Annotated in this window: 20 protein-coding genes; 1 reads left to right on the top strand and 19 read right to left on the bottom strand. The window is 52.7% G+C overall.

Going from position 1 to position 14,128, the window contains the following annotated elements; genetic code table 11:
- Positions 1–190: hypothetical protein (locus PHF27_RS09565; RefSeq protein ID WP_300069079.1), on the top strand; the 190-nt coding region annotated here is incomplete at its 5' end.
- 112 nt (positions 191–302) lie between these two features.
- On the opposite strand, the gene PHF27_RS09560 is transcribed toward PHF27_RS09565, so the two are convergent.
- The 19 genes from PHF27_RS09560 to PHF27_RS09470 are packed head-to-tail and all read right to left on the bottom strand — an operon-like array spanning position 303 to position 14,045.
- Entirely contained in the window at positions 303–734 is a 432-nt protein-coding gene (locus tag PHF27_RS09560; RefSeq protein ID WP_300069076.1) for a hypothetical protein, read from the bottom strand.
- Positions 719–916 (bottom strand): KOW motif-containing protein, encoded by a 198-nt coding sequence (locus PHF27_RS09555; protein ID WP_300069073.1) that lies wholly within the window; start codon positions 914–916, stop codon positions 719–721. Before PHF27_RS09555 ends, PHF27_RS09560 begins: the two co-directional genes overlap by 16 nt.
- Entirely contained in the window at positions 913–1,491 is a 579-nt protein-coding gene (locus tag PHF27_RS09550) for a hypothetical protein (RefSeq protein WP_300069070.1), read from the bottom strand. The genes PHF27_RS09555 and PHF27_RS09550 overlap by 4 nt, the downstream gene beginning before the upstream one ends.
- A gap of 15 nt (positions 1,492–1,506) precedes the next feature.
- A complete protein-coding gene (locus tag PHF27_RS09545) occupies positions 1,507–1,704 on the bottom strand; it encodes a hypothetical protein (RefSeq protein WP_300069068.1) in 198 nt (65 codons plus the stop codon).
- A complete protein-coding gene (locus PHF27_RS09540; RefSeq protein WP_300069066.1) occupies positions 1,697–1,954 on the bottom strand; it encodes a hypothetical protein in 258 nt (85 codons plus the stop codon). The genes PHF27_RS09545 and PHF27_RS09540 overlap by 8 nt, the downstream gene beginning before the upstream one ends.
- Complete coding sequence (locus PHF27_RS09535) at positions 1,942–2,220, bottom strand: hypothetical protein (protein ID WP_300069064.1); 279 nt, start codon at positions 2,218–2,220, stop codon at positions 1,942–1,944. The genes PHF27_RS09540 and PHF27_RS09535 overlap by 13 nt, the downstream gene beginning before the upstream one ends.
- A gap of 54 nt (positions 2,221–2,274) precedes the next feature.
- Positions 2,275–3,774: a hypothetical protein gene (locus PHF27_RS09530; protein WP_300069062.1), complete on the bottom strand. Its 1,500-nt coding sequence runs from the start codon at positions 3,772–3,774 to the stop codon at positions 2,275–2,277.
- Positions 3,774–4,145: a hypothetical protein gene (locus tag PHF27_RS09525; protein WP_300069060.1), complete on the bottom strand. Its 372-nt coding sequence runs from the start codon at positions 4,143–4,145 to the stop codon at positions 3,774–3,776. The genes PHF27_RS09530 and PHF27_RS09525 overlap by 1 nt, the downstream gene beginning before the upstream one ends.
- A gap of 39 nt (positions 4,146–4,184) precedes the next feature.
- A complete protein-coding gene (locus tag PHF27_RS09520; protein WP_300069058.1) occupies positions 4,185–4,622 on the bottom strand; it encodes a hypothetical protein in 438 nt (145 codons plus the stop codon).
- Between the two features lie 17 nt (positions 4,623–4,639).
- Positions 4,640–5,134 (bottom strand): hypothetical protein, encoded by a 495-nt coding sequence (locus PHF27_RS09515; RefSeq protein ID WP_300069056.1) that lies wholly within the window; start codon positions 5,132–5,134, stop codon positions 4,640–4,642.
- Positions 5,106–7,073 carry a phage tail protein gene (locus PHF27_RS09510; RefSeq protein ID WP_300069054.1) on the bottom strand — a complete coding sequence of 656 codons (1,968 nt, stop codon included), beginning with the start codon at positions 7,071–7,073 and terminating at the stop codon, positions 5,106–5,108. The genes PHF27_RS09515 and PHF27_RS09510 overlap by 29 nt, the downstream gene beginning before the upstream one ends.
- The gene (locus tag PHF27_RS09505; protein WP_300069052.1) at positions 7,066–8,184 is read right to left on the bottom strand and encodes a baseplate J/gp47 family protein; all 1,119 of its coding nucleotides are present in this window, start codon (positions 8,182–8,184) and stop codon (positions 7,066–7,068) included. The genes PHF27_RS09510 and PHF27_RS09505 overlap by 8 nt, the downstream gene beginning before the upstream one ends.
- Entirely contained in the window at positions 8,171–8,488 is a 318-nt protein-coding gene (locus tag PHF27_RS09500) for a GPW/gp25 family protein (protein WP_300069049.1), read from the bottom strand. The genes PHF27_RS09505 and PHF27_RS09500 overlap by 14 nt, the downstream gene beginning before the upstream one ends.
- Complete coding sequence (locus PHF27_RS09495; RefSeq protein ID WP_300069046.1) at positions 8,478–8,942, bottom strand: phage tail protein; 465 nt, start codon at positions 8,940–8,942, stop codon at positions 8,478–8,480. Before PHF27_RS09495 ends, PHF27_RS09500 begins: the two co-directional genes overlap by 11 nt.
- A gap of 2 nt (positions 8,943–8,944) precedes the next feature.
- Positions 8,945–9,241 (bottom strand): PAAR domain-containing protein, encoded by a 297-nt coding sequence (locus PHF27_RS09490; RefSeq protein WP_300069043.1) that lies wholly within the window; start codon positions 9,239–9,241, stop codon positions 8,945–8,947.
- A gap of 9 nt (positions 9,242–9,250) precedes the next feature.
- Positions 9,251–9,625, bottom strand: coding sequence for a phage baseplate assembly protein V (locus PHF27_RS09485; RefSeq protein ID WP_300069040.1), 375 nt, complete (start codon positions 9,623–9,625; stop codon positions 9,251–9,253).
- Between the two features lie 2 nt (positions 9,626–9,627).
- On the bottom strand, positions 9,628–10,629 hold the full coding sequence (locus PHF27_RS09480; protein ID WP_300069039.1) for a contractile injection system protein, VgrG/Pvc8 family: 1,002 nt from the start codon (positions 10,627–10,629) through the stop codon (positions 9,628–9,630).
- A 4-nt stretch (positions 10,630–10,633) separates the two neighbouring features.
- Positions 10,634–10,837, bottom strand: coding sequence for a tail protein X (locus PHF27_RS09475; RefSeq protein WP_300069037.1), 204 nt, complete (start codon positions 10,835–10,837; stop codon positions 10,634–10,636).
- Positions 10,830–14,045, bottom strand: a complete 3,216-nt coding sequence (locus PHF27_RS09470; protein WP_300069035.1) for a phage tail tape measure protein — start codon at positions 14,043–14,045, stop codon at positions 10,830–10,832. Before PHF27_RS09470 ends, PHF27_RS09475 begins: the two co-directional genes overlap by 8 nt.
- Positions 14,046–14,128: the final 83 nt, after the last annotated feature.

The raw sequence follows: 14,128 nt of genomic DNA, 5'->3' as shown, positions 1-14,128 counted from the left end.
TTTTGCTGAAAAAGAAAAAAGCCCGGAACAAATCCGGGCCATTATTGAGACTTTTGTGGATCGCATCGTTGTCTCTAAAGATGATTACGTTATTAAATTGCGTTTGTCTTTTGAGTGGTGGAGGCGACCCGTGCCAGATCTTGCGCTAATACTGTGCGCCGCCAAGTTGTTATCCCTAGGGACTTTATAAAAGCATTATAACACAGAAACAAAAAATACAATACCTCGGCAAATAGCCGGGGTTTTTTAATGAAACAAAAAAAACCAGCCCAGCGCCGCGAGGCACCAGGCTGGTTTTAGTTTTATTTACGAGACGCGAAGTACATAGCAGCAATGATAGCAAGATTACGCTGCCATTCTAGCTTATTTTGTTTCGCTTTTTCCTCTTTGGCGTACTGTTGAAATAATTCGTTGGCTGTCTGTAATGAGGCCTGCGCTTTCACTAAGGACTGCTGCGTCGTTGTCAGTTCTGACTTGCACTTCTCTAATGATTGTTTCGCTTCGCTCAACTCGTTCAACGCTTCGATCAACTGCTTGCTTGACGTTGTTGAGTCCTGCAGCAGTATCTTGTAGTTCTTTTCCAGTTTGGTCAAGTTGGTTTGTAACTGCACCAGCTCCGACTCCGTTATCTGATACGTCGCCTCCGCCGCTGAGCACGTACCAGGCACCACCCATAAGAAGCATCCCAACAAGCAGGAAAGCAATATACTTTTGATTGTTAGTGATTTGCACACTCTAGCACCTCCAGTTCTTTGCGGCTGCACGAAACCACGTCCGCGCAGCCAAGGTACACGTCGTAAAGCATGGCGTCTTTATGCGCCTTCTTCTGCGTACCAACTACTTCGCCCTTGCGCCCCAGGTAGGGGCCACGGTTAATTAAAACCGTAGCCCCTTTGGGGATAACGTCGCCGCTCATATGCCCAGCCCCGCAACATACTCATACGTCGTTTCCGCCCTGTTGGCGTATCCCTCGGCGTACTGCTCGCCCACGTCGGCAGCAATATAATACTCGTCACGGAACAAATCACGCAGCACCTCCAGGTTGTTAATGTCGTAATCGCGGTCCCTCCGCCTCTGCAGGAATTTTTGCACGACATAATGGCTAGTCGGACACCAAATCCCGGCGTAAATGATGCAAGCCGGATTCGTAAGCCCGTCCACTTCTGCAAGCGCCGGCAAATATTTCTCCCGGCAATCGTCAGCAAGAATTTGATTCTGCGCAGATTGGCCCTGCTCCGAATCCAAGAGAGCCGAAAGCGCGTCCAACTCGCCAGCGTCAGCAATGTCGCTGTAAGTGCGGCCGGCAAATTGAGCGCCGCCGTCGATGTAGCTGAGTAGCAAATCCCCACGCCCCCCGAGACCCTCCCACTGTGAGCAACCCATTGAAGGATAATCTCCTGCGGTACTGCAGGTTACGCAGTTGTACGGCCCCTCTACGCCGGTTTCTACCAGCCCTTTTGCAATCGCTTGCGCTAACTCGTCTCTGGTCATTGTCTATTCCCTCCCTTAATTAATGCTGATCCCGTCTTTCAATAAATAGGCCACACCGGCGACGGCAAGGGCGGCTACAGCAGCAAGACCGCCAAAAACGTACTCGCCGTATACAAGGCCGTCAAGGTAGCACTCGTAAGCAGCAAAACCTAAAATAAAAGGCGCCGCAATAAACAGCGCAATCTTGAGCAGCAGTTTTCTCCAGTCATCCATTGTTATTACCACCTTTCCCGTCTACAAATTTTTTAGCGGCATAGGCCGCCGCGTTTGCCGTGCTAAACGCTACCAACTGCGTCATGTTCTTGTACTCGTAGCCCAGAAACTGGTCAGCAATCCACGCCACCAGCACCATAAGCACCGACATCGCAAACACCACCCGGGGCAAAGAAATGACCCTGTACTCAGTGTCGTCGTACATGGTCGCCCATAAATCTCGAAATAATTTTTTAATCACTTCTTCCACGCCTCCCACGCCGCTCCAATAACAGCGCCGATAAGCCCCAACATGCCAAGCAGGACGGCTTTCGCCCCCAGCGCTTGGTTTGCTTTGTTCGTTAAGTCGTCAATTTTAGCATCGACTTCTTTCATCCAAGTCCCACGGTCAAAGCAGCGGTTTGCGTTGTTATCAAGTTTTTCTTCCATGCGAGCTAAGCGTGCTTTTTGCTCAGCCTGTTCTCGCCGCATTTCATCCATAAGTTCGAACAAACGCCGTGCGTTGTCATCGGACATTTCCCACCTCCGCTTATAAAAAAAAGAGGCCCCAGTTAGCCAGGGCCTCTTTTCTTAGAATGTCTCTAACGTCAGTGCGGCACGGAAGCCGACGCTAGTGGTCCGAGTGGACGGAGCGTAGGACAAGTGCAGGATGAACCCGGAACGCGCGTAAAACGCGTTGTCCCAATTGCCACCGCGAAGCGCGGCCCTCGTACCCGTGGAACGCATATAAAAACCATCTTTCCATTCTTCCGTCTGGCTGTTAGCGGTAAATGGCAACCCAAGAGCAGCCAAGTCTTGTTCGCTGCGCATGGTAGTGAAATAACCGTTTTGGTAAGGGTCAGAAGTCGGGGAAGTATTGCTCATTTGCGGGGAAATCTTGGTGAAGGCGACGGCAGTCGCGTGGGTGGCAGCAGTGGTTCCGTTCGCGCCACGTGTAACGGTCAATACGTTGGATACCACCGCAGTGACAGTCATTTGCTCCGCTTCGCATTGGAGAGTGTCGCCAACTGCAATGCCAACAGTATTGCCAGGGCCGTTAATCAATCCCGTGTACGTGATAGAGGTATCACCAGCAGTCAATCCAGCTGCGTTGCCGATATATGCCGTTGCGCCGCCTGGGATAATGCAATAATCAGTAAGCTGTTCCACGATCGCATTGTCCGCATGAGTTGCAGCAGTGCTGCCGTTTTGGGCGCGGCTGCAGTTCGAAAGTACAGCTTTTCCGCTGTCTTGGTAGTTGATTGTAGCATAGCGGATATACTCGCTTTCAATCTTGACTAAGCCAGAGGAAGGCCAGGTTTCGCCAGCTTCCATGCTGTCCACTGTGATGGTGGTATCGGAAGCTGTGATGCCGTCAGAATCGTTAATACGCGACTTTTTAGAATGCGTATATACGCCGGTGACGATCTGGAAGTCAAGCCATTCCCATACATTACCCACGATGTCAAAAACACCGTTCGCCATACCATTATGGCTATAAGATACAGGGCCGGTGCCTGTGAGAATACGAGAAATAGCCTGGTTATTGCTGGCGTTATATGAAGAAAGAGTCGTATCCACAAAGCCGGTATTCTCATGGACGTTTGTGTCGCGATAATCGCGGCCCCAGCTATTATTCCCGCGAACGTCATGGCCTAACAGCTTGATCAAAAACGCCATAGTGGCCCATTCTTTCATCGTGACCAGGTGGCACGCCACGCCATTGATCTTTCTATTGGCGCAGGCTTGTTTTGCATTCGTGTGGGTAACGTCTGCCCAGGGCACTCTGCCCGGAAGTGACACTGCGACATCAGTCGTACTATCAGCCGCAACAGTCGCGCCGCCTGCAATGCCAGCGCTGTTATGTGTGGCAGCCTTGTGTGATGCCTGGTATTTGTCAATGAAGAAGCCGCCAAGCTGCATGTCTTGGGCTGGGAAAGCGCCGCCATCCCATAGACCAGCGGGAACGCGGAATTTCGGGATATAAACCATTTGCGTGGTTGCGCCGTCGTCAGTTCTGAATGAAACTTCGCGCGTGCCCGCGTTGATCTGGTCGCGCAGCGCTTTGAGTGAAAGGTCTTTAATTGCCATTATTCAGCCACCTCCGGAAGTGCATATACTTTGATTTCCACATTGTTCAGGTCAAGCGGGACATCGACGCTTTTCATGATTTCCTGCCCGCGTTCGTCAAGTTCGCCGGTTGAAACGCTTTCCATCAATCTTTCAGGCACATTCGCTTCGGCCAACAGCCAGAAGTGATCCTGGTTTTTGTTTGTGGAAAGGTCGCCGTTTTCTTCTGCATATAAGCGGAACGCCTTGTCTTGAAAAGCTGTTAAATCAAAGCTTTGTGCGGACACCCGCGTGCCGTTAATCGTAAAGGCAGCAGTGTTTAGCACCGCTTTATTCTCCTGGTCAACAGTCACCTGGACGCTTTCTTTGTTCTCGTCTTGATACACAATCATGAATGAATTCCTCCTTTAGTTTAGTAAACCAGTAGCCGATCAGGTAATGATCTGATAACGCGCTTGGCCACGGAAGCCGCCAGTGTTGTAGACCGTGAAGGCGTTGGCCGCCTTGCTGACGAATACGTCGCCCAAATCGCCGTTGGTGTTGGCCGTCGGCATGATGTTGACGGTGTAGTTTGTGGTTCCCATTGTGTGCGATACAGTCACGCCAGCCGTGCCTGCATAACTTAAATCGCCCTGCGTGGTTTGCGTTTCCAGCGCTGTCAGGCGGGCTGCCAGGGTGGTCTTGCCACCGCGTGCATCGGAAATTTCAGTCTGTGCTGCAGCCAGCTGCGCTTTGAGGTACTGCGTCCGGTTGGCCAGCTGCCGGGGCGCTGTGTTGACAGGGCCGGAAGGGCCGCCAAGTGCCGGATCGGTAACCTCAATTTGATTGATGGCGTTTTCCCATTGGTTTGTTTCGGTTAATACTCCCATTGTGGTTCCTCCTTATTTTATAAATAGATGTCCCAATAACCAGCGATCTCGATGTCATCTTCCTTGCCGATGGCGCTTTTGCGCACCCGTCGCGAAAACATAGTGCCATTGCTGAAAAATAAACCAAGTTCGCGGATCGTCAAGCCGTTTGCCTGGCCGCTGCCAATCGTAAAATTGAAGCGAACCTTTGCACCTTCATAAGTGGCGCTGCTAAGTGCAATCAGGACTTTGCCGGTTAGGTCTGTGTCGGATTCCGTGGCGGCAGTCGCACTGGTTCCAACGCCGACGTGCGTAATAAAGTTGCCCATATCTCGCCCGCCTAATACCCCCGCCAGCATGGCTCTGCCGCCGTTTACAACCACGTTATGATCGTCGTCAACATCAATCAGTTTCCCGTTTTTTCGGACTTCCAGGTGCACATGGCCGCGCATGGCCTGTTCATCTTGAAGCGCCACTTTCATTCCCATGGACATCGCTCCTTCGTTAATTTGCTGCATATCGGTAATGTTCAAAAGTTTCACCCCCCTTCCAGAACACGGTTGTGCCATCCATAACCAGGCTGCCGTCAAAGTGATCCCGGCAAGTGCCCAGGATGTTATGAAGATAGGAGCCATCAAAGCCCCATGCTCCGCCAAAGAATAGAGTGTTTCCGCCATCAAACTGCCAGCCGCCGCCAAACCAGCGGCCTATAGTGATTTCGTCTTGTTCATTCTCATAGAATCCAGGCTGTTCGTCTAAATCCCAGGAACCGTCAAACATTACCGCGCCATCCATTCGGGCAGCATGCTGGACAGTGTCTTGCATAGCCATGTTCAGGCTGATATTTTCATTATCTTGCATGGCGCGCCCGTCGAAGCGTGCAACCTGTTCGGTGATCGGGTAAGTGTTGAAGCCAAGCGTTCCATCATACGCCGCATCCGCGCCGCCATTGAAAGCACTTTGGCCGTTGTAAGTTCCAGCCAGCGGTTCAGGCTCCGGCAATGTTCCTGCACGTTCAGCCGCGACGCCGTCATAAAGCTGTGCACCGCGCTGCTGCCAGAAGCCGTCAAAGCAAGCTGGCTGTGCGAATCGGAAGGAGCCGTCCAGTCGCACGTCCGCGTAAGCGAAGTCCTCCAGAATGCCGACCGCCGTCACGCTGACCGCCTCCGTAGAAGAAACGGTTTCGGTCGCTGTCAGCTGCACGTCCAGAGCAACATCGTCCGCCGCGTCGGCGTCAGCCCCAAAGGTGACGGCTGGCTGCGGCGCTCCCAAAACATGTGCCCCGTCAAATGCGCTTTGTCCGTCAAGCAGTAGCGGCTTGACCGCCGGATCAGGGAAGCCGGGCAGGCCGTCGTACTTTTCGCCGGAGTTAAACCACCGGTTGCCGTCGTGTGTAACGCTTTGGCCAAAGGCCCACGCACCACTAAAATATTGCATACGTGGCAGCGGGTAGTTGTCCCGCGCCTGAAATGGCGTTTGCATTGCCACGGCTTCGCTCGTTTCCACGTCATCCGCTTGGTGCAACACCGGCGCAAGCAGCACGTCGTTTGCATCCTGCGGGCCGTTCATAGACCCAAACTTCTGCAAGCCGTCCATCGGTCGGCTTGCTCCATCAAACAGCAGCACGACGCCATGCGTGTCGCTTTGCGCGATTGTCGGCGTGGTGTGCAGTTCCTCCGGCTCTTCGGCGTTGAAGCCAACCTTTCGTGTTGGATTGGCCAGCACGAAGGTTTGTGAACCGTCCAGCTGCCACGCAGCATCAAAACGCCTGCCATGGACAACCGGATCATCGTCACCGCTCAAAGCTCCGTCATGGCGCTGTTGGCCGTCTAAATTCCAAGCGCCACCATATACGACCGGGGCCGTATAGTGCCAACCGCCGTCAAACTTGCGGCCGCGCAGGTAATAACTATCTTGTATACTCCCCGTTGTGGTCATGACATGGGTTTCTGCATACTCAATGGTCTCGGAGAAACTGATGACATATTCGATCGCTTCAAGCCACGACCGCGTATTCTTCACGCTGTTTAAGGCCCTAATAAATACGGCTCGCTCCGCCTGTGTTTGCGGAATTTCTTCGGTACGCACTTTAAAGCAGTACGGCTGTCCGCCATATTCAAACCATTCGACTACTTGGGATGGTTCATAAATCGAATTAGCCACATCTTCCACGACCGCAGGCGTACCCTTTGCCCGATGCCACTTAATGACATTCTTGACAAGCTTCCGCTTCGTCTCTAACGCCATTCCAACCGGTTCGTAAAAATCAACATGCCATTGCCATGCAAGCAAGTCCAATACTCTTTCAGGGAGTTCGTCGACACGCGGCAAGTGTAAACATTCTAAAATAGCCCCTGTTGCCGCGTTTAACTCCGCGTCGAGCGACGCTGCCGCCGCCTTCACCTGCACATCTTCACGCAAATTGGACGGCACCAAATCTAATAGCGATACTTGCTGCAGGTCTTTAGCCATTTTCAAGGCCCCCTAACAAAACCGACTGGCTAGATGCAATCCCTACTTGCGTCAGATCTAGCGCGGTAAATGCTGGTGACGTGATTTGCACTCGCTTAGCCCCAGCCTGTACCATTCTGGCGGTTAGCTCAGAAGGGTTGATGTCGCGCCCGATTTTGCTTTTTTGCCACAATACCCAATTGCTTACAGCTGCTTCTACCGCCGATTGAATGGCGGCCGCATTGGTGGAATCGCTCGCGTCAATCCAGTACGTTACATCCACGGCATACGGGACTGCAACAGGTGCCAATACTTGCACATGGTCGGTCAGCGGTCGCACGGATCGATTACTACAAGCCTCCATAACCAAGTCAAGAATCTCTTGCCCCGGAATCACGCCGTTTGTAAGCAGCGGTCGTATTTCCACCACCCCGGGGCTTGGTGATTGCACGGACACATCAGTAATTAACGATGATGCTTGCAGCGCATGGTAAACATACGCCCCGTCCGGGCCAGCCACGGAAAACTTTTCCGGGGCCTGCTGAATGCGCACGCGATAAGAGTCGTCGCTTTCCACGCTTCCTCCTCCTTCACTGGCAGTAATATTGGTTACCGACGCGACCCACTGGATTGGATCAATGATTTTACTAATCTGCCCTGGAAGATAGCCGTTCCCTGTTGCTCCTGTTTGCGTGCATGCCGCGCCCACGTCCACGGTGGTTTGACCAGCGGCAATTGCCACGGTTTCGGTTGTAGCAAAAAGAATATCATTGCCGGGAGATGCTCGTGTTCCTGCGGGAATAATAACGGATTGCGGCTGCGCTATCGACAACGCAAAACGAAGCGTAGTGGTTGCGGTTGACGCAGATAACCGCTCCACTCCGACCAATGCCCCAATGTGTTCCAAGTTATCTCCAGCAGCGTACGCCAGTAAATTTTGCTTGCCGGTATAGTCAATCAGGGCTCTTTGCTGCACTATAATTGCGGCAACAGATTCTAAAAACAGCCTAACCGGGTCGCCAGCAGCCAACGTCCGGCCGGAAATAGTCTCATACATGGTTATCACAGCCGCCTCGATGTTGGCCGCCGATTTTGCCGCAAATTCAATCTCTGGTAAATTAGCCAGTTCCAACGATTCTCACCCTCACTTTGGGCCGGAGTACGCCGTCCGCGGCGTCGCCCTCGTAGATTACTTTTGTCACACGCGCTCGCGGCTCCCATTTATGCACTGCCGCGATGATTTCAGCGGTCAGCTTTGCTTGCGCAATGGGAACCGGTGCGTCCAGCATAGTGACAGACAAGCCAAATGTGCGATCTAGCGGCACGGAATAAACCGGCGTGGTCAATATCGTACGCACGTTTTGCAGAATCTCTTCGATTGTGCTGGCTGGCTGAAAGTTAACATCTCCCAATTGGGCCGTGACGTCAAGTTCCATCGCCTTCCTCGCTTCCTGACGTCGTGTCGGTTCCAGAGCCTCCTGCCGTTCCGGCAGTATCCCTGGGGTATTCTTGCAGTGTTACCGACACGTTCGCGAAAATAATGGTTCCTTGCCCGTTAATGCGTGACCAGTCTTCTGACAGGTCTTCAATAGTCCAAAGCTCTTCGCCTACAGCAGACCCTCCCAGGACAAACTCTAACGCTTCGCCCTTGTCTCGCAGCTCGCGCAGCGTTTTCATTTCGCTCGCCGGTTCGATGCCCAGCGACGCTGAAAGTTGAATCTGAAACGTAATCTTCTCTAAACCAGGCCCTAAAAACTCACGCAACGGTTTTTTGCCAATAATCTCATGTGTCGCAAACCGCGCTGATCCCTGCCGCTGCATATCGCGCAGGGTTTTTACTTTCTCAGACGACGCCTCAAAAACAACGTCTCCCAAGCTGCCAATTGACATACTTACCCTCCCGCAAACACATCGCCGCTACCCTGCGCCATAGTGTCGCCGCAAGAAATAGCATCGCCGATTCGACAAACCGGCTTACCGTTTACATACACGCTGCCGCTGCCGCTGCTGGCGGCTCCTCCGTGCGGCGTGTGGTCTGGACAAGCTCCATGGACCGCCCATGCGTCGCCCAGGCGATGCGCTCCTTTATTATTTACAAACACGTTTGGGCTAGCCTCGGTATTGGGCCGCGCCGGGTAACAATGCGGATGCCCCGCCGACAGATCGCCAAGCCTTACCACTGCAGGCATTTTACCACCTCAATTCAGGTCGATTCTTGCCCCGCGAATTACAATGTTACCAACGCAGTCGATGGTCAGTGTATGGCTGCTCCGGTCGTACGCTATCCGCGTTCCGTCGGAAAACTCTACCGCACGCACGTCCAGGCTTTCCTCCTTGGGAGTGTCTACGTCGCTATAAAACGCCCCCAGACAAAATCCCTGCGCGTTGCCGTTTGGCATAAATAAACAAACCACGTGCTCTCCTGGCTCCGGCACTGCATAATCCTTATTTTGCAGCGTCTGACGCTGTAGGACCGGCAGGTCGTAGGAAACAACTCCGCCTTTATCGTCAAACGCCACGCGCACCGTCGCTGTTGTCGGATCGCTTGACGATACCACTCCGATTCGAACCATTTTTAATATCCCTCCAGCACTTTGCGCAAATCCAATGCGCAGGTATAGCCGCTGCCGATTCGATGCGCCGCCTTGTCAACGTAATACTTCCCATCAAACACACCAAAGCCTTGCACTTTTACGGTCACGCCCGCAACTAGGGTCGTCTGCCCCGGAATCGTTACGGCAAAAGTTTGCTCTTCTTTATTTTTCTGCCGCAGCCGCTTCTTTGCCAATTTCTCGGCTTCGGCCAGCGTGGTTACTCGCTCGTTAATACGTAACACTCTGCCGCTTGGCGGTGCGTTTGGCGCTTCAAAGGTATAGCTGATGCCTTCTTTTGTTTTTGATTCATGGTATTCCACCTTGCATGCCTTGTAAATTTCATTCGTTTTGGCTCTCCCTCGATACTGTGTAACCGCTTCCTTGGTGATAGTCAGCACAGGCTCCAAGGTTTCGTATTTGGCGTCATCAAAAACAACGATTGTGTCACCTGTCACTTTCAAGGACAGACCTGCGTCACTGCAAAGCTTTTGTAAAAACGAAAGGTCTGTTTGCTCTGACTGCTCAACCCGATCGTATAGCGGATCGTCCACCGTGTCATACATCACCTGCATACTTGCTCCGCCGGCAATATCCGCCACAATCTCCGAGAGCTTCGCCTTTTCCCATGCCCTTGTCTTATCCTCGCCTCGCAGGCTAGAGGATGCGGGTACGGAGATGGCGCGAATATGGACGGTTGATGGAGGCCCGCCAACCTCTACCTCATCGATCTCAAACAGTCCCATCGGCAGTTCCTCTGTGGTAGAGCTTGTAGTAAGCTGAAGCGTTGCGTCTAGTGTTGCCCCACGCTCAGGAAACCAATCCCCACTCCATAAGCCCTTACGGTCCTCCAACTGCACCTCCAGTTCGTCCGCTTTACCTCCAGCATGGTCGTCGTATGACAACGATATGGCAGATGCGGCGATATCATGCGAAATGTCGGCCCCGTTATATGTCAGCTTTAAATTAACCCTGCGCGTCAGCATATTCTCACCTCTTCCACGGCGGTAACGTGCTGGGTGTTGCCTTGGTAACAGTTGGCACTACCAGGACCGCCCCGGCATTAAAAATGACCACATCCCGGTAATCAGGATTGGCCATAATCAGCTCACCCATATTTTTCTCTGTGCCATACGTTTTCAAGCTTACAATGTCCCAGGTGTCACCCTGGGTTGTTGTGTAGGTATTAGCCATAGCTCAGGCGCTCCTTTCGCCGCTGAATGTCCTCAATTCGCCGCTCAAGGTCATCCATGGCTTCGCGCATCGATGCGGTAACACTTTCCTTTATGCTGCCGGTATCTCCGCCGCCGGTGACGTGGATTATTGGCGAAAATTGAATCGTAGTGTCACCCTGGCGAATTGTTTGATTCTGCGTATCCCCTTGATTTACGAAGCGTTGAAATACAGACGCTTGCGGCTCCTCTAGCATGGTGCGCTCATCTTGCCGGTTAAAAAGTCCCATCATGTTTCCCGCGGTCTCCCAAATACTAATCGCCCGCGAGCTGCCATCTAGCGGGATAACGGCCTCTGGTCTGTTTCCCTCGGCAAACCGAGCGATGTGTTCTTGGCTAAAAATACCGCCAGTTGCATGTCCAGGTAAGCTCCCCGCAGCAAATCCTGCTTTAAAATTCATTCCAAGGCTGTCCGCAAAGCTAGATGCCTTATTCCAAAGATTGTCTATGAAATTACCAGCCTGATTAAAAGCGTCCGCTATGGCGTTGGGGATTTGTGAAAACCAATTTACTACCGAGTTATACACGCCAGACGCCCAAGACTCAATGTTTGCCGCAAAGGAGGTCAGTGCCGCCTCGGTAAGCCCCGGCAGGCTAAAGAAGAACGCCGCGGCATCGGTAATGGTGTTGGATATCCATTGCGTAAAGGTCGCATACGCTTGCGGTAGCCAGTCTACCATTGCCTGGTAGGTATCGTTAGCCCAGTCCACCACTGCTTCGTAAGTCTGTAGCGCCCAGTCAACAACCGTCCGGGCCGTCAGCTCTGCCCAGTATAAAAAACTGGCGTAGCATTGGTCGCTCCATTGATCTATCGCCGCTGCCGCCTCGGTTGTAAACTGCGCAATTCGCTCGGGCAGGGAAAACAAAAAACCAACTGCGTAACCAATGCCGTAGGCTATCTGCCCTGGTAGTGCGCTAAAGAAATCCGCAACGGTATTGTAGGAATCGGATGCAAAGTCGCAAAGCGACTGGTAAGCATTGCTTGCGAAATCGGCCACCGATGTACAGGCCTCGTCAGCCCATTGTCCAATGTCGGGAAAATCAAATTCTGGCGTTACATCAACGGTCGTCGCTGCTTCGCCGGCTCCATCAGCGAATTCGTCTGGCGCCGCGGCCGGAGATGCATTTGCCACCGGCACGTCTCCGTTTAAAAGCGCCTTTGCCCAAGCCCATTTTTCGCCAAGCCAAGCAAACGTAGTTGCAAATTTATTTTGCATGCCTTGCACAAACACATCAACCGCTTTACCTGGATCGTTCCAAAGCAAGGAAAACCAGGACTTTACGGTTTCCCAGTTTGATACGAGAAAGGAACCAGCCATAACTAAAGCCCCAATAGGTCCTGCCGCAAACGCCAGCAGCGTTGCCGCCGGACTATCCCACAGGCTCACAAAAAACGCTTTCACTACGTCCCAGTTTTCATAAAGGTAATAGCTAGCTGCGGCAAGCGCCCCCACGCCAGCAATTACAAGGCCAATTGGGTTGGCGGTAAGCGCCGCGTTCCAGAGCCACTGCGCTGCCGTAGCGGCAAGCGTTGCAACCCTAGTGGCTCCAAGCACGGCCCAGTAAGATGCCATGCGTCCTAAAAACACCGCGATGTTTCCGCCAATCATCGCCGCATTCCAGAGCCACTGCGCCGCCGTAGCCAGTTTTGTGGCTAAATTGAGACCTGCCACGGTTGTATATAGCGTGGCGGCTGAGCTGACAACCCCGGCAATCGCCCAAACTGCGCCGCCAAGCGCTACGCCCAGCCCTAAAACAACCGCCGAACCCACCATTAGCACGTTGGTCAGGTTTGGATATTCCTTGGTAAAGGCTTGCACTTTTTCTAGCACGCTAACCAGGGCGCCGCCAATACTCTGAACTACTGGCAGCAGGTTGTTCCCCAGCGCGATAAACGTGCGTTCAAATGCCGCCTTGACCCCTTCCATCTGCCGCGCTGTTGTTTGCGACATGATTTCAAACTCTTTGCGCACAGAGCCCTTGGCTGCTTCATCATTACCCTTCTGGATTGCGTCTATGAATTTGTCATAGTTGCCGGTTAATTTGGTAATGGTGTCGATGTGCTCTTGACCGATTAGATCCGCCAACACATTGTTCCTTGTCGCCTGATCCAACTCGTTGATACGGGTAAATAGATTCAAAATACCTGAATCCGCATCTTCAATCATACTGGCTTGCAATTCTTCTGCGCTCATCCCGACTTGCGCCAAGGCAACTTGAAAGCTTTTGGCTTGCGTTGGCGCTGCTGCCAATTTTGTCATTAATGCATTAATGGCCGTAGCGGCCGTTTCGGACCGTTCACCAGCTGCCAGCAGGCCTGCGCCCAAGCCGACAGTCATAGCCTCGCTCATGGTTGGGGCTAATGCCGTAATAGTCCCGGCAGTACGGGTCATGAAATCAATCAAATCCGTGCCGGTAGCCAGTGTCTGGTCGTCTACGTAGTTGATTGTATCCGCCAGCGCCTCCAGTTTGGCAATCCCCTCCGCCGTCTCCAGATTATACCCCAGTGCATTACCAATCTTGGCCATGGACGTAGTAACCTGCTCTGCCGGCATTTCGAAGGCCGTGCCCATCATAATGCCCATTTCTGTGATTTTTTTCAGATTTTCCGTCCCTTTTACGCCAGCGCGAGCACCCAACGCATACGCATTAGCCACCTCCACCGGGCTTTTCATAAGAGTTTGCGACATTTCCAGTATGTCGCTTTGCGCTTCGCGCCCAATGTCGGAAAGTTCTCCGTTGGCGTCCCGAGCGTTATCCACCTGCTTAGCGACCTGCGCCATGGATGTTTCAAAGTTCATGCTTGCCATAACCGGGCCGGAAAACATGGCACCTCCCATAGCCGCGGCCCCCATAGCAACATTTCCAGCCATGCTTTGCACTTTTTCTGCGCGTTGCCTCATGGACAGCGCCCTTGCATAGCGTTGTTGCGCCGCCTCGGCAAGTACTAACTGGTCCCGCAAGCGAGATAGCGCGGCCGCCTGCTCTAGTGTAATTCCCGCGCTGCCTTGCTGCGCCCTCTCCAAATCTCGAATCTGCGTTTTAAGGCTGCTGACATTGGTATTGAGACGGCTCATGCGCTCGGCGGCGGTCGAAAATGCGGCATTAAAAGAACCGTTTACATTGCCCAAAATATTAAAGGCAACTTCGAAAATTTTATTGGCCATCATCCACCCGCCTTCTTGCTGCTCTTGTTAAGCGCTTCAATCCATTCCCCCAGTTCCCTAATTGGCATCGCAAGCCAACAGGTTAT

The organism is Anaeromusa sp., from assembly GCF_028691475.1.
Lineage (GTDB): Bacteria > Bacillota > Negativicutes > Anaeromusales > Anaeromusaceae > Anaeromusa.
Note: the sequence above shows the minus strand (reverse complement) of the source record. Positions and strands in the feature narration are given on the sequence as shown.